This window comes from Rhodoferax sp. RT4P68 (genome assembly GCF_056521305.1).
In genome coordinates, this window is the sequence record NZ_JBWMBB010000009.1 from 257,309 (window position 1) to 276,992 (window position 19,684).

Consider the following 19,684-nt stretch of genomic DNA (forward strand, 5'->3'; position numbering starts at 1 on the left):
CCGCGACACACAATGCCGCGCAGGAGCCCGCCCCGCCATGCCCAGCGCATTCAACTTCTCCGCCTCGCCCTTCGATTGCCTGACCCCGGCCGAGCAGGCCCTGGTGCAAGGCCAGATCGACATCGCCTACTTTCGCGCGGGCGACACCATCTTGGACAGCGCGCAGACGCCCACGCACCTGTTCGTCGTCATCAAGGGCTTCGTGCAGCAGTTCGCCCAGGGCGAGGCCGACCAGGCGATTGCCACCTACGGGCCGGACGACAGCTTCGACGGCCGCAGCCTGGTGGCCGGCCGCGTGAGTGGCCGCTTCGTCGCCGCCGAGGAGGTGCTGGCCTACCAGCTCGCCCACGCCGCCGTGAACGAGCTGATCGCGCGCAACGCCACCTTCGGCGCGCTGCTGTTCTCCGACCTGTCGAACAAGCTGGGTGCGATTGCCGAGCGCCAGAGCCGGCACGAGCTGCAGTCGCTCACGCTGGCGCGCGTGGACGAGGCCTACCTGCGCACGCCGGTGTTCATGAACGCGGACGAAGACGTGCTCTCGGCCGTGCGCATGTTCCGCGAGAAGCGCACCAACACCGTCCTGGTGACCGACGCGACCACCACACCGCCGCGCACCGGCGTGTTCACCGCCAACGCGCTGCAGCGCGCCGTGCTGGACGGCCGGCCGCTGGACCAGTTGCCGCTGCGCGAGGTGGCCAGCTTCGAGCTGGTCAGCGTGCGCGCGAGCGACCCGGTGGGCGACGCGCTGACGGTGATGGTGCGCCACAAGGTGCACCGCGCCGTGGTGCTGAAAGCGCACGATGGGGGCCACGATGGCAGCACCATCGTCGGCGTGCTGGAGGCGCTGGACCTGTTCAGCTTCCTGTCGAACCACTCCTACCTGATCAGCCGCGACATCGCCGAGGCCGGCGACCTGGCGACGCTGGCCCGCGCGGCCGAGCACATCACGCGGCTGATCGCGCTGCTGCAGCGCGGCGGCACACGCGTGGGCCAGATCGCCAGCCTGGTGCAGGCGCTGAACGCCAAGCTGTTCGAGCGCGCCTGGCAACTGATCGCACCGCCCGAACTGGTGGAGAGCAGCTGCCTGATCGTGATGGGCAGCGAGGGCCGTGGCGAGCAACTGCTGCGCACCGACCAGGACAACGGCCTGCTGCTGCGCGACGGCTATCAAGCGCCCGACGATCTGCAGGCGCTGTGCGGCCGCTTCTCTGACGCACTGGCCAGCTTTGGCTACCCGCCCTGTGCCGGCGGCGTGATGCTGTCCAACCCCGCGTGGCGCGGCACGACATCCGAATTCGCCGAACGCGCACGCGGCTGGCTGCTGCAGCCCACCGGCGAGCACCTGATGGCGCTGGCGATCTTTCTGGACGCGCACGCGGTGGGCGGCGATGCGCGCCTGCTGGATGAGGTGCGCACGCGCCTGTTCGCGCTGGCCACCGACCACGACGCCATGCTGGCCCGCTTCGCTGCAGCCATCGACCAGTTCGCCGCCGAAGACGCGCACTGGTGGAGCCGCCTGCTGTCGCGCGACACGGCGACGCACGAGGGCCTAGACCTGAAGAAGCAGGGCATCTTCCCGCTGGTGCATGGCGTGCGCAGCCTGGCGCTGCGCGCGCATTTGGCCGAGACCGGCACCGCCGAGCGGCTGGACGCACTGGTCGCGGCCGGCCAGCTGGACAGCGCCCTGGCCGCCGAGGTGCAGGACAGCCTGCAGTTCTTCATGGGCCTGAAGCTCAGGGCCGGCCTGCACGAGATGGACACCGGACACGCGGTGAGCGGCCGGGTCGACCCGCGCCGTTTGTCGAGCCTGGAGCGCGACCTGCTGAAGGACACACTGGAAGTCGTCAAGCGCTTCCGGCGCAGCCTGCGGACGCGGTTCCATCTGGACCAGCTGTGAGACGCCACGCGATGCTGCACAGCGCCCGCATGCAGGGCACGGCATGAAGCCGCTCGCATGGACCGAGCAGGCCCGCCGCTGGTGGGGCCTGCGCCGCTTGAAAGACCCGCAGTTTGCGTTCCTGTGGGACACACCCCCACCCGACGAATGGGTGTCGGTGGACTGCGAGACCACGGGCCTGGACCGCCAGCGCGACGAGATCGTCGCCATCGGCGCCGTGCGCATCCGCGGCAACCGCGTGATGACCAGCGAGCGGCTGCAACTGCTGGTGCGCCCCACGCAGGGCCAGCCCTCGGCCGACAGCGTGCGCATCCACCAGCTGCGCGCGCAGGACGTGGCCGGTGGCCTGGCGCCCGAAGACGCCGTGCGTGAGTTGCTGCACTTCATCGGCAGCCGGCCGCTGGTGGGTTACTTCCTCGAGTTCGACGTCGCCATGCTCAACCGCGTCGTGCAGCCGCTGCTGGGCACGCCGCTGCCGCAGCCGCAGATCGAGGTGTCGGCCCTGTACTACGACCATGTGAACCGGCATCGGCCGCTGGAGCAGCGGCATGGGCACACGGACCTGCGGTTTGCGACGCTGATGGGGGACTTGGAACTGCCGATGCGGCCAGCGCACGATGCGTTGAGCGATGCGGTGATGGCGGGGTTGGCGTTTGTGAAGTTGAAGGCGTTGGCTGGCCGGCAGTGAACCCTGCACCGCCGCGCCAGACGGCAAGGCGTGGTGAGGCAACACCTCGCGATACCTGGACGGAGCTCGACATGCCTGCAGCATCTGACGGCGGACGAAGTCGACACCTGGCTGGCCCAACTTGAACAGGGCAACAACTCCGCGAACGCGACTGGTATGTGCCGATTCAAGACGCTTTGTTGTATAAATCAAAAGAGCCTAGTCGCTTTACCGTATCGCTCACATGACAACGCAGCCGCCGTCACGCGCCCGCAACCCCGAAACGCTCGTTCACTTGGGAGCGCAGCTGCGGCGCGCCCGCGAAGCGGCGGGACTTGCCCAGAGCCGCGTCGTGAACATGCGCCAGGGCACCGTGTCGAAGATCGAAAACGGCCTGGACGTCACCTTGGACACCCTGCTCACATACGCCGCTTCTCTGGGGTTGGAGATCGCACTGGTGCCAATCGGTCAAGCCGACCTGCTGCAGGCCAAGTCGCGGGCAGACGATCAAGCCGCCGCTGCAACGCGGTCGGTGCCTATGGATTTGCTGACCGAGATCGCCCACCTGCGCGACCCAGAGTGAGTACCGCGCTGCCCCTGCACCAGGACCTTGAAGCTGCTGCGCGATGCGCCGCACAGCCGGCCACGGCCTGGCTCGGACCGTCAGCCGCGCCAGCCACCCTCGACTTGTCGCGCGCGGCCTAGGGCCTCCAGCGTCTCCAGAATGCGCGGCAGGCCCCGCTTCCATGGCCCCCGGCCCTTGAAGGCGTTCTCGATGGTGGGCAAGGCCAACGGCGTTGGACTGTCCGCCAGCAGCTGCGCGACAACGCGCACTTGGTCCGGCAACGTAGAAGGCCACGCCTGGCTGGCCGCGGCCAGGGCTGGCGCCGGCACGGCGCCGTCGTCCAGCGACGTTCGGCACAATCCACCACCATCAACTCCTATCAAAATGATAGGAACCAATCTTTGGCGTCCCCGTCTACCCATCAGTTGGAACGCTTCATCCGGCAACAGGCGATGGACAGTTTCAACGTGGCGTTCACCCGACACGCCGAAGCCCGCATGCGGGAGCGCCGGATCTCACGGTCGTCACAGTCATCGATCTTGGAGAGTAGCCATGCACCACTACACGGACGGCGGCCTGCGCAACGTATGGCTGGCCAACGGGTACGAAATCAGGAAGACGCCGCATGGCAAGGCCATCGCCATCCGTGATCTCGACGGGCTGACGCAGGCGCTGTGCGAGACCTTCGTGCGGCAGGGCAAGCCGCTGTCGGGCACCGAGTTCCGCTATGTGCGGACGTCGGGACTGCAGCTGTCGCAGCCCGCTCTGGGTGGCTCGCTCGGGACGGACGCGCAAACGGTCGCGCGGTGGGAGAAGCAGGGCCGCATCCCCAAGATGGCCGACAAGATGATCCGCCTGATCTACCTGGAGCATGTCAATGGCAATGAGCGTCTGCGCAGTGCGTTCGAAACGCTGCGCGCGATGGAGCGCGCAAAGAATGGGCCGCACCCCACCCGCGTGATCGCGGAGGCCAAGGGTGAGCATTGGGAATCTCGTCTGGAGGGCGACGACGAGGTGGATGCGGTGGAACAGCCCAGTTGAACGGCGCCTCTCGCACGAGAAGCGACGCAGCAAGTCAGGGCCCCTTGCACACCGCCAACAACTCCAGATTGTTCGGATCCTTCCGATCCGCCACCGTACGCACATACTTGCGTGCGTTCCTCGGCGCGATCACCCGCACGGCCACGCGCTGGCCCTGCTCCTGAACGTAGAACTGAAACCGCCCGCTCTCGATCAGCCGCACCACCTCGGCGACCGGCAGCAGGAAGCGTGAGCGCTCATCGCTGCCCAGGTTGCGCCCGCCCACGGCGACGATGCGGCTGCCGGCGCGCTGCACGCAGTCGATGCGCAGGCTGATCTGGCCGCCTTCGGGGTAGAGCGTGTCTTGCGCCAGCTCGACCTGCAGCCAGCCGTCGCTGGCCTGCGCCGGGCTCTCGGGCAGCGCGGCGGCCGATGCGCCCACCACTTCGTCGCGCGCCCACTCGGCCGGCGCCGGGCGGCGGTGCCACAGCCAGGTGCCCCGGATGTCGGCCGGCACCGGCAGGCGCGTGGCGGCCGCCTCGCGCAGCACGGGGCCGAAGCGCAACGAGGGCGACAGGCGCGACAGCGCGGCCGAGGTCCATTCGCGCATGAGGCCGATGCGCTTGGGCGGCAGCAGGCCGGTGCGCACGTGCACGTCCGAGCCGGGCGTCATCAACAGCACCAGCGGCAGCACCACGCCGGGGTACAGGTCGAACACGCCGGTTGCGTCCAGCATCGGTGCCAGCGCCGCGCCGCGCGCCTGCGCCGCCAGGTCGGCCACGGCCGGGTCGAGCAGGTGCAGCCTGCGGAAGTCGTCGGCCACGTAGTAGCCCAGCAGGCCGTCCTGCAGGTGCGCCAGCTCGCCCAGGCGCACCGGCACGGCGGCGCTGCGGTTCTCGGACGGGTTGCGCGGGTCCATCACCTCCAGCGCGATGCTGGCGCGCACGATGGCGACCGGCTGGCCCAGCAGCAGCGACAGGTGTTCGTCGCCAGCGCTGGCCGTCAGGTCCACGCTCCAGCGCGTGATGTCCAGCACCGTCAGCAGCGTCTCCAGCGCGTTGGGGCCGGTGTCGTTGCGGGCCATGGCGTCGGCGCCGGCGTCCAGCACGGCGTCGGCCATGCGGCCCAGCAGCTTGTTGCGCAGCACCTGGCTGGGGCGCACGCCCAGCGTGGGCGGCAGGCCAGGGTCTTCTTCCCAGGCCGTGCCCTGCTGGGCGTCGCCGCGCAGCCGGCCGCAGGCGATGCCGTCGTCGTCGAAGAATTCCAGCGTGCCGTCCAGCGGCGCGGCCACCACGTAGCCGCAGACCGGGTTGACCAAGGGCCCGTTGTCGGCCAGGTCGCCATGGGCATCGGCAAAGCGCAGCAGCACGCGGGCCGGTGCGGTGAAGCGCGGGCGCAGCGCCCACAGCTCGGGCCGGGCCGGCACACGCAGGCTGCCGGCCGGGCGCGGCAGCAGCGGCGTGGTGGCGCTGCCGCCCAGCAAGTCCAGGCATTGGCCGAAGGCATCGACCAGGCGCAGGCGGTCCAGGCGGAAGAAGCCGGCGCGCAACGCGAGGAAATCGGCGCTGCGGGGCCGGGCGGCCAGCGGTGTGTGGTCGTTCAGCGCCGCAGGCGAGACGGTGGCCTCCATGGTCTCGCCGCGCAACAGGGCTGTGAGCCCTTCGAAGCTGCCGCCCAGCGCATCGGCCAGCGGCACGCCGGGTGCGCTGCCTGCGGCCCAGGCCAGCATGGCGGCGGGCGTGGCGGCCAGCAGCGCACGGTCTTGCAGCACGCGCGGGGGTGCGGCCGGGTCGGGCAAGGCGGCGGCAGCGGTTGGCGCCTCGAAATCGGTCTCGCCCATGGGCCAATCGTGGGCGCCGCGCGGGCTGGCCAGGTAGTGCACGCGCCATTCCAGCGCCAAAGGCGTCCACGGCCGGTTCGGCGCGGTCACGCCGATGGGGCTGGGCAGGGTGCCTTTGACATGCGCACCGGCCAGCAGCGCCGGCAACGGGGCGGCGGGGTCGAAGCTGGCCCACCAGGCGGCGCGCATGGCCGCCACCGGTGACGGCGCGGTGGGCGTGGCGGCGGCCAGGTCGGGGGCGGAACCCGGGTCCAGGCAGGCCAGCTCGACCAGCAGGCCCTGCACAGCGGCCGGCACGCCGTAGTCGGCGGGCATGCCGGCGAGCGGTGTGGGCGGCAGCATGTCCGCGCCCTGCCCCAGCTCTGCGCCCTGCACGCCGAACGCCGTCAGCGCCTGCCCCTCGAGGCGGCATCGCAGGGTGCCGGCCTCGGTGTGGTCACCGTCGCCGCCGTGCTTGGCGCTGCGGCCGGCGCCCAACAGCACGAAGGCCGGCTCCACCGCCTGCCAGGCGCGCGCGGCCGTGCGCTTGACGGTCTCGAAGCGGCCGGTGGGCCGGCCGGCGGCGTCGTCTTCTCCCGGCTGCCAGATGGTGTCGGTGCCAGGCGGCAGCGGCACGGCGCCAAAGCGCGTGATGTGCAGCGCGTTGTCCAGCGTGGCCAGGCCGTCGGCCGAAGCCACGTCGCCCAGCACGCCGGCCATGCGCGCCTCCAGCAGGTGCAGCAGATCGGCGTTGGCATTGGCGGGCGCGGCGAACAGCGCGGTGGCCTCGGCCATGGTCTCGCCCAGGGCCAACTGCATCGTGGCGGGGTTGGGCCGCAGGTCGACCTCGGTGCCGAGCAGGCCCCCATCGCCCGGCCAGTTCGCCTGCGGCCAGCCGATGGAGACGGCGGCTGCGTGGTAGAGCGTGCGGTCGGGGAACGGCCTGCCGCTCGGCAGCGCGTCGGCCAGTTCCCACTGCAGCCGGGCCAATGCCTCGTACCCGGCGCTCTCGGTCGTGCCGGGCAACGGGTCGTCGCCCGCGCGCTGGTGCCAGCCGCAGACGAGGTAGGCGACCGCGCCCTGCACGCCGGCCAGGTCGTCGTGCAGCGCGAAGCGGCCCACCGTGTTGTCGAACCAGGCGTCCCAACCCAGCTCGCCCGGGCCGATGGCGGTGAGCTTGCCCTGGGCCGGCGCGCCGGCTGGCAGCGGCGGCCCGGTCAAGGCCTGGGCCAGCACCACGGGCTGGGCGGCGGCGCTGTCGGGCAGCAGCCAGGCGTCCACCCGGCGCTGCGGGGCGCCAGGCGCGCCGGACAGTCGCAGCACCAGCCAGCGGTCGGGCAGCGCGGCCATCTGCAGCTGGCCTTGCGCGTCCTGGTGGCCACGCGTCAGGGCATCGGGCATGGCCCAGTGCAGGTAGGCGCCGGGTGCGCGTGGGCGGGCCAGCGCCTCGAACGGCGGCGGCCGCAGCAACTGGCGCTTCTTGCGCGTGCCGCTGGCCTTGGGGATGGCGATGCCGGTGCGGGCCCAGTCCTGCGCCGGATCGCCGTGGCGCACGACCAGCACATCGAGGGCGACGGGGACGAGGAGTGCGGGCATCTCAAGCACCAAACCGCTGGCGCGAGGGCGCGCGCAACAGTTGACGGGCCAGTCCGGCGGCCGTGGTGGGTACGGCGGCGGGCGTGGCGTTGGTGATGGCCAGGGCCAGCGCGGCGACGTCGATGACGCCGGGGCCGGCCTGGCTGACGATGCGCATCGGCACTTCGACGCGGTCGACGGTGGCGCCGGGCAGGTCGCGCAGCACCAGCGTGCGCGGGCCGCCGTCGTCCTCCACGCCGAACTGCACGGCGTGGTGCGGCTCCTCCAGCCACAGCATCTGCGGCTGGCCGTCGAACAGGGCCAGCAGCAGCGAGGGGTTCAGCCGCTCCAGCCGCAGAATGCGCACGACCAGATCGGGCCGCGCGGCTTCGACCGCAGCCGGGTCGGCGCCGGGCGGCACGTCCTGCGGATCGGCGCTGGCCCAGGCCCGCAGTTCCATGCCGGGCCAGCGCGAGACCAGCTCGGAGCGCAGCAGGAAGCCCGTGACCAGGCCGCCCGCCACCGGCGCGGCCGGCGCGGGCTTGCCGAAGCCGCCGATCACCAGCCGGCCCTGGCGCACGGCGCGCACTTCGGACAGCAGCGCACGGCCCTCGTGGGCGGCTTGGGGCCGGGCGTCGCGGGCGTGCGCCAGTTCGCGGCTGCCTCGGCCGCCGGCCATCAGCGCGCCCTCGGTCAGGGCCTCCATCCACGCCTCGTCGATGGCAAAGAAGCGCATGGATTCGGGTGGCAGCAGCGCCGCCGTGTCGGGTACCAGGTAGGCGATGGGGATGTCGTGCAGCAGGCGCCAGCGGGCCAGCGAATGCGCGATGAAGGCTGGTAGCGCGGTGCTGGACGCGCCGCCGAAGGCGTCGTCGGATGATGCACCGGCTGCGCCTGTCGCGGCGTTGCGTGCAAGGCTGCGCGCCACGGGCGCAGCGGCAGCCAGCAGGCCGGAGGTGGCCAGGCGCTGGCGCAACAGGTCGGCGCCGCGTGTCATGACGGGCTCCTGTTGTCTTCGTCCGGCCGCTGCCACAGCCGGGCACGCGGCAGGTCGCCCGCCAGCCGCGCGGCGATGTGTTGCGACAGCGTGCTGGCCACCGCGCGCGTGGTCGCGGCCGTGGCCGTGGCCGTGGCCGTGGCCGTGGCCGTGGCCGTGGCCGTGGTCGTGGTCGTGGTCGTGTCCGTGGCCGCGGTCGCGGTCGCGGTCGCGGACATGCTCATGGACGTGGGCTGGATCGCCTCGGACACGGCGCCGGCCAGCGCGCGCGGGCGCACCGGACGGATCGGCCCCTCCCCATGCAGCGGCGCCAGCGCCTCGTGCAAGCGCTTGAGGTTGACCAGCCCGCGTTCGCGCGCCTCGGCGGCGCGGTGCCAGACCACGACTTCGCGCAGGAAGCGCGCGTCGGCGTTGCCCAGCAGGCGGCCCAGCTCGACGGCGGCGGCGCGCGAGATGTCGGCTTCCTGCGCCGAGAACGGCTGCTCGCCCAGCCCGCGCAACGGGCCTCGGTAGCGCACGTCGTGCGGCTCGCCGCGCCGGTCGCGGCGCTGCAGCGGCACACGGCCCGCTGCGTCGACAGGGGCCGGCGCAACCGGGTCGGCGGCCGCCTGCGGCAGCGCGAAGCCCTGCACGCTCAGCGCGCGCATCATGTCCTCGAACGTGCCGCCGGTGGCCGTGCTCGTGAACGGCCAGGCATGCAGCACCAGCAGCGCCGGCGCCGGCGCGCTGCGGTCCAGCAGCCACAGGTCGTCGCGCGCCTGCAGCGACACCAGGCAGGCGGTGTAGGCCGTGCCCTCGCCTGTATAGAGCGGCAGCCGGTTGGCCGTGACCACGGCGAACCAGCCGTCGTCATCGGCACCGGCCAGCGTGCTGTCGCGCAGGTTGACCTGGCGCACATGGGTCAGGAGCGGCACTTCGGCCCGCTCGGGCAGCAGGTCGTACAGCACCTGGCCGCTGTTGCAGCGCAGCAGCGTGGCGGGCGCGGTGTCGGGCGCGCCCAGCGCAGCCCGCACAGGCTGCGGCAGGCCGGCCACCGTGCCGGCCTCGACCAGGCCCTCGCCCTGCGCCACGACCAGCAGCGCCAGCCACGGCATGCCGCCGGGGCCGCTGCGTTCCCACGGCAGGCTGCGCCGACCCAGCACCACGTGCGGCAGCTGGTCGGCAAAACTGCCGCGTGCCTGCGGCGCCGGGTGGCAGTCGGCCACATCGCCCGGCTCCAGCCGCAGCAGCGGTGCCTCGACCGAAAAGAACATGCGGTGCGCGGGCGGCGCGTCCAGCGGGCCGCCGCCTTGCTCGATGGCCAGCGCGCTCTCCAGCACGTAGTTGCCCGCCGGCAGGCTGGGCCGGGCCTCGTCGTACAGGCGGATGCTGCCCACGGCCGGCATATCGCTCATACGAAACCTCCGCGCGCGCAGCCAACGCTGCGGCCTGACACCCGGTGGTGCGCTCTGGCTTGGGGCTGCAGGTCGAGGCTCATGTCTTCTTCCTTGGTCGGGTGGCCCGCACGGCCACGCTGGCCGCGGGCTGCGGCGCCGCGCTGGCGGGCGCGGGTGCGGGTGTCAGCCGGCAATGCCTTTCGTCGAACAGCTGGCGTGCCCAGCGCGCCTGCACGCGGCGCCCGGCCAGCACACCGGCCAGGCGCCAGCCGTCGCCGCGCTGGACCTTGACCGAGACCACCTCGCCCGCATGCGGCCGCATGGCGAACAGCAGCTCGACCCGTGCGCCATGGCGGATGACCTGGCGCTCGCCCACCGTGGCGCCGTGCACGTCGACGCGCACCTGGTCAATCCGCGCGCCGGCCTGGTGGCGGTCCAGCCGAACCAGCAGGCTCGTCGGTGCACTGTCGAATCGCGTGGTGATGCCGTCGATCTCGGCCGCCAGGGCGCTGGCCGCCACGCGGCGCGGCAACGCCGTGTCGCCTGGCCGCCCCCGCGCCTGCCAGGGCCGCGGCAGCAGCAGGCAAGCGCCCGGTGCGATCAGCGTGGCCTGGCCGGCCTGCAGCAGCGGCGTGGCCAGCTCCCAGCCAGCCGGGCCTTCTGCGGGCGCGTCAGACACCAGCACCGCCGCCGTACCGGCCGGCAGGGCCTGGCTGCCGACGGCCCCCTGCACGTCGGCCAGCACCGCGCCGCTGCCGGCGAAGGCGGTCAACCGCCGTGGCGCGCCGCGCAGCTGCAGCGCGTGCGTGCCATCGCCTGCCAGTCGCCACAGCTGCGCGTCGCCGGCGGGCAGGGGCGCAACGACCTCGGCCGACGCGGCAGCGCTGCGCGCACGTGCTGGCTGCCGTGGTGGCGCGCGCACCGGCAGCGGGCTGGCCGGTGCGCGCAGGTGCGCGACCAGCTGCGGTGCCGCGGGTGGCGCGGCGGCAGTTGTGCTCATGCTCGGGCTCACGTTGGCGTTCAGGTTCAACGGCAGGCCGGCAGTGCGGGCTGTCGCGGCTGGCATGGCCCCCGCAGCCACGTTGGAAGCTGCCTCGGCATCTCCCGCGCCCGCCGCCCGCGCCCCGGCCCGTGGCGCCGACACCGGCAGTACCGGCAGTACCGGCGCTGGCGGGAACGGCAGGCCCAGCGGCGCCTCTTCATCCACCAGCGCCGACAGCACCAGGTCCGCCGGCGCCAGCGTCGGCAGCAGGGCCACGGTGCTGCGCAGTTCCAGCCCCCCCAGCGCGCGCAGCATGTCTTGCGCGGCATCGGCCGGCGCATTGAAATCGTGGCCCGGCCCGCCCCACACGGCGGTGGGAAAGCTGCCAGGCCGCGTCTGCACCGTCACCGCGTCCAGCTGCGCACTCGCAAGCGGCGTGCGGTCAACGCCGTTGGCGGCCGGGCGGCCCAGGGCCAGTTGCAGCACAGCGCGCATGCCGCCCAACTGCGGGCCGCAGGGAACGGCCAGCACGTGGCTGGGGCCGAAGCCGGCGCCCTGTTCGGCGCGCTGCTCCAGCCGCCAGGCGGACAGCGGCATCTTCGATTCCACGCGCAGCGAAAACTCGGGCGCCACAAGCCAGGGCCGGGCAAAGCTGCCGTCGGTCGGCCCCGAGCTTTGCTGCGGCGCCGGCAACCCGCCACTCAGCACCGACGCCGCCGTGGCTGTTGCCCCGGTCGCACCCTGCGCTGGCGGCGGCGCCAGGTAGGTCGTGACCACCTCCAGCCAGGTGCGGAAGGCCTGCGGCACGGTGGTGCCGAACGGGATGGTGAAGCGCGCCACGCCCACGTCGATCAAGACGCTGCCGCTGAGCGGCGGCCCCTCCAGGTGCAGCCAGGCGCCCTGGCTGATGCGCAGCGGCGGCAGGCTGATGCAGATGCCGAAGGCGCAGGCCTCCAGCCGCAGCTCGATGCCGACCTCGATGTGCGCGTCGACCACGTAGGCGAACGGGTCCCACCAGATGATCACGTCCAGCGCGGCCGAGAACCAGGCCCGCACCGGCCCCAGGCGGAAGCTCACCTCCAGCGCACCGCCCACCATCGCGGCGGCATGCGTCAGCGCGAAGAAGGTCTCGCCCTTGACCACGATCTCGCCCGGAAAACCCTCAACTTTCACGTTCCAGTGGAAGCCCACGCGCGGCACCACGGGGTAGTGGTCCGGCGGGTCGAAGTTGTTCGAATAGCCGCCGATGGACAGCAGGACACCGGGCCGCGCCGGGTCGAACCAGACGACGAAGGCAAAGCCGCCGGTCAACTGGCAATCGCGGCTGATCAGCCATGAATTGCGCGTCAACCCCGCACGGAGCGACAGCACCTGGTCGGTGGTGCTGTACTTGGCGGCCAACGCCAGTTCCACCGACAGGATGGCGGCCTCCTCCACCGGCGGCAGCTGCAGCTGCATCAGGCCCATCAGGCTGATCTCGAAGCCGCGGTCCACCGCCACCGTCACCAGCGCGGTGGTCTTGAGCAGCTCGAAGGTCGAGAACTTGATGCCCGCCGCGAACCAGAAGGCGCCGCGCTGCGGCGGGATGTCGGTGCCGATGCGCTGCAGTTGCGCCATCGGGTCGGGGTCGGCGCCCGGCGTCATGGCCGCCACCAGCGGGAAGCCGGGGATGGCCGCCGGGTCGCGTGGTGTCAGCAGCCGGCGGTTCACACCCGCGCCCGCCGCCACACCGGTGATGAACAGATACGGCGGCCCGCCCAGCGGCGCCGACACGGCCAGGAAGAGGAACAGCGAGGTGTATTCGCCGGCCGCATCGGTGGGCCGCGCATAGGCGCCGATGGCCGACAGGCCGTAGCCCGCCACCTCGACCGACAGCGAGCCGCGGTATTCGACCGTCGTGGGCAGCTGGGCCTTGAGCAGAGCGCCCATGATCTTCAGCCCCGAGCCCTGGTAGCTGACGGACAGGCCTGACAAGTCCAGCTCCCAGCGCTCCAGCTCGCCGGGGCGGTCGAGGGGCACGAACAGGCTCAGGTTGTCGGCCTGCACCTTCAGGCCGGCCAGTGCGATCGACGCATCCAGCCCGATGCCGACCAGGCCCGAGCCCGGCAGGCGCGGCTTGTACAGCAGCGCGATCTCTTCCAGGTACAGCGGGCCAAACTGCTTGCGGATGGCGATGCGCAGCGCCGGCTCGCCACCGAAGCGCACCGTGATGCCGCCACCGGCCTGCGCCGACGAGCCCACCATCAGGTCGAACGGCGGGTTCGCTGGTGCGCTGTCGCCGCCTGCGCCGTCGGATTTGACCAGCGAGCCGGCCACCGGGTTTTCATTGCCGCCCGGTGCGATGACCAGCCCCAGGCCGGTCAACTCCACGGCCCCCAGCACGCGCTGGTCCTGCGGCGTCTGCCCGGCCAGGCGCGGCGCGTTGGTGCCCATCAGCTCCAGGTCGGCCGCCATGTAGGCACCGATGGCGCCGAGGCGAAAACCGCCCACGTCGATCAGCGGCTTGGTGGCGTCGGCCTTGCCGAAGCGCGCACCCAGGCCGCCCAGGCGCAGCACGGGGTTGAAGGCCGGCTGCGCGGGGTTGGACATGTCCAGCAGCAGCAGGCCCAGGCCGTCGGCACCGTCCCATTCCATGGCGTCGGCCATGTTGGTCGGCAGGCCCATCTGCAGCGTCAGCGCGTAGTCGCCGATGCCCAGCTGCGGCGCGCCGCGCAACGAGAGGCCGTAGCGCTGGCGCGCATCGGTCACCAGGGCCAGCGCAAGATTGCCCGGCAACGGCACCTGGGCGCCGGCCAGTCCGTCGAGCAGGCCGCGCAGCAACTGCAGCGGCGTGGGCAGCGGCGTCAGCATGCGCAGCCGGCCATCGGTCTCGCGCGCGGCCAGGCCGGCGGCCACCACCAGGTCGGCAATGGTCTTGGAGCTGCCGGTCCACAGCGGCTGGCTGAGCACTGCGTGGGCCTCGCGCAGCAGCAGCGTGCCGGCCAATGGCAGCAGCCAGGCCTCGGCCAGCTTGAGCAGATCGGCCGGCGTCGGCGGCACGGGCTGCGGCGCCAGCACGATGCGGGCCGTGCCGTCGGGCAGCGGCAGAAAGTCGAGCTTCATGCGCACGTCGGCACCGATCTGCAGGCCAGCCGCGAAGCCCGGCTGCAGCACCAGGCCGGCGCCCGTGTCGATGGCAGCCGACAGCACCACACTGGCCTGCAGCGTGGTCTGCGTGCCGGCCAGCACCAGGCCCAGGTCGGCTGAGAAACGCACGGCGCCGAGTGTCACGTCCTGCAGGCGCAGGCGCACGCCGATGGGCTGCTGGCTGAAGTCTGCCGCCACGGCCACGCTGCCACCGCTGACACCGGCCAGCAACAGGCCGACCTGGCCCGGGCCGGTGGCCGGCGTGACGTTGGCGCCGAACAGCCGGCCCAGCAAGGTGGCCAGCGCCGTGCCGATGGCGGGCGCGAGCGTCTGCAGCTGCCCGGTCGCGACCTGCTGCGCAAACGCGCCGATGGCCTGCGCGCGCGCGGCAAAGCCGGCGCCAATGGCTGCACTTGCATCGTGCAGGCCCAGCGCGGTGGCCACGGCCAGCGCATCGTCGAGCGCGGCCGGGCGCGGCTGGCGCGTGTGGAGCGCGGCGGCCAGGCGGTCGAGCACCAGCGGCAGCAGTTGCGTGGTGCCGACGGTGACGGCACCGCTCAGCAAGGTGTCCAGCCCCGCCACCTGGGGCAGCAGCTGCACGGCGATGCCGGTGTCGGTGGCCACACTGAGGCGCAGGCCCTGGGCATCGCCGCCAAGCGCCAGATCGAGCACGCCCCAGGGCGATGGCGCGGGCAGCGGCAGGCGCAGCCGCAGCGCGCCGCCGGGCGTGGGCTGGCGGCTACCGTCGATGTCCAGTTGCAGTGCCAGGTCCAGCGTGGCGGGGGTGGTGCCGGTGGTCCACAACGGAATGGGCGCGGCACTGGCGAGCGCCAGGCGCAGGCGACCGCCTGCATCGACAGCCGAGAGGCGCAGGCCGCCGGGCAGCAGCACGGCGCCGCCCGCCTCGGTCTGCAGGCCGACCAGCGCGGCCAGGGACTGCAGCAGCGACTGCACACGGCTGGGTTGCAGCGCAGCGGCGGCGTCGGACAAGGTGTCGGCCAGCCAGCCACCCGGGTCGCGCAGCAAGCGGCCCAGCGGTGCGATGCGGGCCGTGCCCTGCAGGCTTTGCTCCAGCAGCAGCGACATGGCCGCCTGCACCAGGGCCATGGGCACGGCTTCGGCCAGCAGTCGGGCCAGGGCCGGGTCGGCCGGTGCCAGCGCGACCGGCGCGGCCATGCCGGCCAGTTGCGCCTGCAGCGGCTGGCCGGGGCCGCCGCACGACAGCGTGGCCCCCGGCAGCACCAGGCTGGCACTGCAGCGCGCGGCGCCACCGGCCAGCGGCAAGCTGGCGTCGACCTGCAGCCGCGCGACCGGGCCGAGCGCCAGGCCGGCGCCCGTGGTGCGCACGCGGATGCGCCAGGGCGCGGTCTCGATCAAGCACTCGACGGGCAGCGGTGCCAGCGTGCGCAGCCAGGGGCCGCCGGTGGCGAGGGCGCCGGGCGCGCGCTGCCAGCCGAGCAGGCCGCCAGCGGTGTCGAGCAAGGCTGGCAGTTCGGCACGCAGGCGGGCCATCGCGTCGTCGCGCAGCGACTGCAGGCCATCTGCCAGCACGGCGGCCGGCACGGTGCTCGTCCGACGACGCAGCATGCCGAGCGTGGCCAGCAGGCCCAGCAGCTTGTCCAACGGGCCGTTGGTGGCGAGGCCGCTGTCCAGCGTGCGGACCAGCAGGTCGAGCAAGCCGGGTGTGGCCGCGTCGTCCAGCGTGGCCAGGGCGATGGTGAGGCGCTGCAGGCTGGCGTCGTGCAGAGCAATGCCCAGCTGCGGCTGCGTGGCGCCTGCAGGCAGTGCGCCGGTGAAAGCAGCCCAACGCACGCTGGCGGGCTGTGCGGCGCCGGCGCCTGGCCCGCCGAGCAACCAGCCGCCAGGGCGCTGCAGCCGCGCTTCGAAATCCAGCGCCCCCACCCCCGCCTGCACCTGCCCGCTGGCGAACGCGACGGAGCCCAGCGCCAAGCCAATCCGCGCGTCGACCTGCACCTCGCCCGCCACAGCGGCCGGCAACGCCAAGCCGAGCCGCAAGCCCCAGCACAGGTGCGTGGGCGCGGCCGGCAGCGGCAGCGCATTGACGTCGCGCACCAGCGTGCGGGCCAGGGCCGTGCACAGAGGCGCATCGCCGGCCAGCGCCACGATGTTCAAGGCCGGCAGCGTGGCCGGCAGCGGCCCCATGCCGGGCGGGCGGCGCCATGCCGATAGGGGAGGCCGAGCGGCGCCCACGCCCGGCGCGGCGCCACCCTGCAACTGGTCGGCCAGCAGCGCACAGGCATCGGCCAGGGCCGGTGCCACGGTCGCGGCCAGCCCGTTCGGCGCCAGCGCCTGCAGCAGCCGCAGCGCGGGGCCGAGCGCGGTGGTGGCGGTGGCGGTGGCGGCCGCATCGTCCAGCGCCAGCGGGTCACCGGCGCCGACCGGCGCGGCCAGCGTGATGAGCCCGGCCACCGCCTGCGCGCGGCGCGCGGCGACGGCGCGCGCGACCAGGCCGCAATACGAGTGGCCGACCAGCACGATGCGCACGCCGGGCCGCACGCGCAGCACGGCATCGACCACGCGCTCCAGCGCCTGCCGGGCCTTGGCGCGCGTGCCGGTGCCGTCGTCGGCGGTGTCGACCACGAGCCAGGGGGCCGACGGGATGGCCTGCAGGTCGACCAGCTCGGGCGCGACGCCGGGCACGCGCAGGCTGACGCGGGCCTGTTCGGTGGCGGGCACGCCCTGCAGCAAGGCGTCCCAGGCGTCGGTGCCGGCCAGCGGGGGTGCGAGCAGCAGCACCGTCCAGCCGCCGGCGGGCAGGCCGGTGGTCAGCGTGGTGATGCGCGCTCGCACCTGCGTGACCGCCTCGGGGTGGCGCGGCAGGCGGTGGTGGGCCGCCATGACGGGCGTGCCCAGCGTCCAGGCATCGCCGATGGGCGTGGCCAGGCCCAGCGGCAGCAGGCCGTCGCTGCCGGCCAGGGCGGCATCCAATGCCTGCAGTTGCACGGCGGCGGTGGCTGGCGCATGGCCGTGCAGCGCAGGGCCGAGCCAGGGCGCGTGGCCGCGCAGTGCGTCGGCTGCGGCCAGCACGTCGTCGGCCGTCAATTCGTCCCCGCCCAGCCGGGCCAGTGTGGGCGTGGCCCAGGCGCGCGGCGGGCCGGCGGGCGCCAGCCACAGCGTGGCGGCGAGTGCGGCGCTGTCGTCGCCCACGGCGAGCGCCCAGGGGTCTTGCGGGCTGCCACCGCCGGGGATGGCGGGCAGCGCGTCGGCGTCGAGGTCGAAGGTGTCGACCAGCAGCATGGCGATCTGCTGCAGCCAGGCCGCGGCGGCGTCGCGCGTGGTGTCCGCCGTCAGCAGCGCTGCCAGCCAGGCGCGTGCTGCTGCCAGCGGGTCGGCCAGCAGGGCCGGCAGGCCACCGGGCGGCAGCGGCAGGGGTGGCAAGCGCACCGCCCCGCCCTGCCCTTGCAGATCGGCCAGGCCCACCAGCGCCAGCAGCGCACCGGCCTGCGGACCGCCCAGCGCCACGGCGCGCTGCGCCAGCAGGCTTTGCAGTGACCGCCAGAGTGCGGCGGCGTCGACGCCCAGGCCCAGGTCGTCTGCCGCAGGGTCGAAGCCGCCAGCGGGCAGCGGCAGGCGCAGCGCGCCCAGGTCCACCGTCTCGTCGTGCAACACCAGGCGCAGGCCGTCCAGGCTGGCGGCCACGGCGACGGGCCGGGCCGGCTGCCAGCGCAGATCGAACCGGGCGCCGTCGGCCCGCAGCGAGATGCCGTCCAGCGTGGGCTGCGCCGTCGGCGGCAGCAGCCGCACGCCAGTCGTGATGCCGCCGAGCCAGCGCACCGCGCCCTGCCCATCGGCCTGCAGCGCGGCCTCGATCAATTGCACGTCCAGCCGCGCGCGGCCCACCACGTCCAACTGGCCCGCCGCGCGCAGCGCCAGCGTGAACACGGGGGTGGCGGCATCGCCGCTGTCCCATAGCGCCAACTGCAGCGCCATGGCACCGGCCGGTGCGGTGCTGGGGGCGGCGAACTTCAAAAGCGGCACGGTCCACGGGCTGTCGACCTGCCCGGTGCCGGCGACGGTGGGCAGCGTGTCGTCGCCCAGCAGCGCGGCCAGCGCCAGGAGCACGGGCTTCCAACCATCTGGTGTGGCGAGCAGCGCGCGGTAGTAGGCGCCGATGGCCTGCGTGGGCGCGCTGGCCAGCAGGGCCGTGTCCAGCCCCGGCGTGCGGCCCAGGCCGAGCAAGGTGCGCACGGCCTGCGCCACGGCCGTGGCACCGGGCAGGGCCTGGTCGAGCAGGTCACCCAGCACGGCTTCGGCCGCGTTGCCCAGCGCGCCGGCGTCGGTCAAGTCGAGCCGCGCGAACTGGCGCGTGCTGCCGGCCACCAGGACGGACACATCCAGCAATTCGAGCAGCGGCACCACCTGCGGCGCGGCGCCGCCGGGCTGGGGGCGCAGGCTCAGGCCCGCCCGCAGTGCGCGCACGCCAAAGCCGGCGTGGGCAGCAGCGTCCACCAACGGCGCGCCGCTGGCCGTGGCGTCCAGCCGCAGGTCCAGCCGCTCCAGCACGGTGGCCGGCAGCTGGCCCTGCAGCGGCAGCGCCAGCACCGTGGCGTCAGCCCGCAATGCCGCATCGGCCACGCCGCTGGCCACCAGTTGCGCGCGCAGGCCGATGACCAGCCAGGCGCTGCCATCGCCGGCCTCACGCCGCACAGCGGCCGACAGGCTGATCCCCGGCACGTTGTTGGCCGGCGCCAGCAACTGCAGCAGCACCGGATCTTCCGGCGTGCCCTGGGGCAGCGGCTGCACCAGGTCCGGCGCGCCGAGCAGTTTGCCGATGGCGCCGAACCAGACGACCAGCGTCGAGTCGCCCGTGGCCGTGCGGCCGGTGAACAGCGCCGCCAGCCAACGCCGCATGGCGCCCGCGTCGCGCGCCAGCTCGCCCACCGGCAACGGCGGCAGGCCGGGCGCCAGGCCGAGCAGCGTGGGCACGGCGGCGGCGGCGCGGCGCACGGCGATGGGGGCCTGCGCGTCGATCTGCGCCAGCAGCAGGTGCAGCAGCAGCGAGACGAGTTGCGCCATCGGCGGCGTGGCGGCCAGCACGTCGACCTCCAGCTGCGCCGTCGGTTCGGCCAGCCCGGTCAGGCGCACGCGCAGCCGGCTGGCGTCCAGCGGGTCGGCCACCAGCAGCAGGCTGGCGACCAGGCGCGCGCCGTCGGCCGACACCGGCGTGCTGGCCTCCACGCGCAGCGGGTGCGCGCGGCTGGCGGCCACGGGGCGGATGCCGTTGGCGTCGGCCGCCACCAGCGCGATCTCCAGCTCGGCCGCCGGGCCACCGCCGGCCACAGCCACCTCGGCCAGCACCGACAGGCGCATGGCCGCCGCCGTGGACGGCCCCTCGCGCGTGACGACCAGGTAGATCTGCCCCGGCGCGTCCGGCTGCAGCAGCGGGTAGGCGTTGCGCGGGCCGGCGCCGGCCTCTGGGCGCAGCAGCGGCTCACCGGTGGCCAGCAGCCGGCCCAGCGCCGACACCAGCGCCGCACGCTGCGGCCCATTGGCGAAGATGCCGCGCACCTGGCGCCAGGGGTCGCTGAAGAAGGCCGTGTTCAGCGTCGCGCCGCTGCCCTGCGGCGTGCAGATGCCCAGGGCCAGCGCGACGTCCTGGACGACCGGGTCGAGTTCGAAGGAGATGGCCACTGGGGGGC

Annotated in this window: 9 protein-coding genes; 4 read left to right on the plus strand and 5 right to left on the minus strand. The window is 73.6% G+C overall.

Annotation, left to right across the window (positions count from 1 at the left end):
- The first annotated feature begins 37 nt into the window (after positions 1 to 37).
- From AC099J_RS20295 to AC099J_RS20305, 3 genes are all read left to right on the plus strand, one after another.
- On the plus strand, positions 38 to 1,897 hold the full coding sequence (locus AC099J_RS20295; protein WP_479617072.1) for a DUF294 nucleotidyltransferase-like domain-containing protein: 1,860 nt from the start codon (positions 38 to 40) through the stop codon (positions 1,895 to 1,897).
- 43 nt (positions 1,898 to 1,940) lie between these two features.
- Entirely contained in the window at positions 1,941 to 2,585 is a 645-nt protein-coding gene (locus AC099J_RS20300) for a 3'-5' exonuclease (protein WP_479617073.1), read from the plus strand.
- A gap of 223 nt (positions 2,586 to 2,808) precedes the next feature.
- Positions 2,809 to 3,147 carry a helix-turn-helix domain-containing protein gene (locus tag AC099J_RS20305; protein WP_479617074.1) on the plus strand — a complete coding sequence of 113 codons (339 nt, stop codon included), beginning with the start codon at positions 2,809 to 2,811 and terminating at the stop codon, positions 3,145 to 3,147.
- 80 nt (positions 3,148 to 3,227) lie between these two features.
- Here the strand turns inward: AC099J_RS20305 and AC099J_RS20310 are convergent, their stop codons facing one another.
- Positions 3,228 to 3,488: a hypothetical protein gene (locus tag AC099J_RS20310; RefSeq protein WP_479617075.1), complete on the minus strand. Its 261-nt coding sequence runs from the start codon at positions 3,486 to 3,488 to the stop codon at positions 3,228 to 3,230.
- Between the two features lie 193 nt (positions 3,489 to 3,681).
- On the opposite strand from AC099J_RS20310, the gene AC099J_RS20315 reads away from it, so the two are divergent.
- Positions 3,682 to 4,170 (plus strand): helix-turn-helix domain-containing protein, encoded by a 489-nt coding sequence (locus AC099J_RS20315; RefSeq protein ID WP_479617076.1) that lies wholly within the window; start codon positions 3,682 to 3,684, stop codon positions 4,168 to 4,170.
- Positions 4,171 to 4,204: 34 nt separating this feature from the next.
- Here the strand turns inward: AC099J_RS20315 and AC099J_RS20320 are convergent, their stop codons facing one another.
- The 4 genes from AC099J_RS20320 to AC099J_RS20335 all read right to left on the minus strand — a co-directional run bounded on the left by AC099J_RS20320 (position 4,205) and on the right by AC099J_RS20335 (position 19,676).
- Positions 4,205 to 7,564, minus strand: coding sequence for a DUF3892 domain-containing protein (locus tag AC099J_RS20320; protein WP_479617077.1), 3,360 nt, complete (start codon positions 7,562 to 7,564; stop codon positions 4,205 to 4,207).
- A gap of 1 nt (position 7,565) precedes the next feature.
- Entirely contained in the window at positions 7,566 to 8,540 is a 975-nt protein-coding gene (locus AC099J_RS20325) for a hypothetical protein (protein ID WP_479617078.1), read from the minus strand.
- Entirely contained in the window at positions 8,537 to 9,934 is a 1,398-nt protein-coding gene (locus tag AC099J_RS20330; RefSeq protein WP_479617079.1) for a hypothetical protein, read from the minus strand. Before AC099J_RS20330 ends, AC099J_RS20325 begins: the two co-directional genes overlap by 4 nt.
- Positions 9,935 to 10,013: 79 nt before the next feature.
- The gene (locus AC099J_RS20335) at positions 10,014 to 19,676 is read right to left on the minus strand and encodes a DUF6603 domain-containing protein (RefSeq protein ID WP_479617080.1); all 9,663 of its coding nucleotides are present in this window, start codon (positions 19,674 to 19,676) and stop codon (positions 10,014 to 10,016) included.
- Between the last annotated feature and the right edge of the window lie 8 nt (positions 19,677 to 19,684).

Excerpts from the sequence above, each read along its gene's own strand:
- AC099J_RS20295 (WP_479617072.1), top strand. The coding sequence starts at position 38 with ATGCCCAGCGCATTCAACTTCTCCGCCTCGCCCTTCGATTGCCTGACC.
- AC099J_RS20300 (WP_479617073.1), top strand. The coding sequence starts at position 1,941 with ATGAAGCCGCTCGCATGGACCGAGCAGGCCCGCCGCTGGTGGGGCCTG.
- AC099J_RS20305 (WP_479617074.1), top strand. The coding sequence starts at position 2,809 with ATGACAACGCAGCCGCCGTCACGCGCCCGCAACCCCGAAACGCTCGTT.
- AC099J_RS20315 (WP_479617076.1), top strand. The coding sequence starts at position 3,682 with ATGCACCACTACACGGACGGCGGCCTGCGCAACGTATGGCTGGCCAAC.
- AC099J_RS20320 (WP_479617077.1), bottom strand. The coding sequence starts at position 7,564 with ATGCCCGCACTCCTCGTCCCCGTCGCCCTCGATGTGCTGGTCGTGCGC.
- AC099J_RS20325 (WP_479617078.1), bottom strand. The coding sequence starts at position 8,540 with ATGACACGCGGCGCCGACCTGTTGCGCCAGCGCCTGGCCACCTCCGGC.
- AC099J_RS20330 (WP_479617079.1), bottom strand. The coding sequence starts at position 9,934 with ATGAGCGATATGCCGGCCGTGGGCAGCATCCGCCTGTACGACGAGGCC.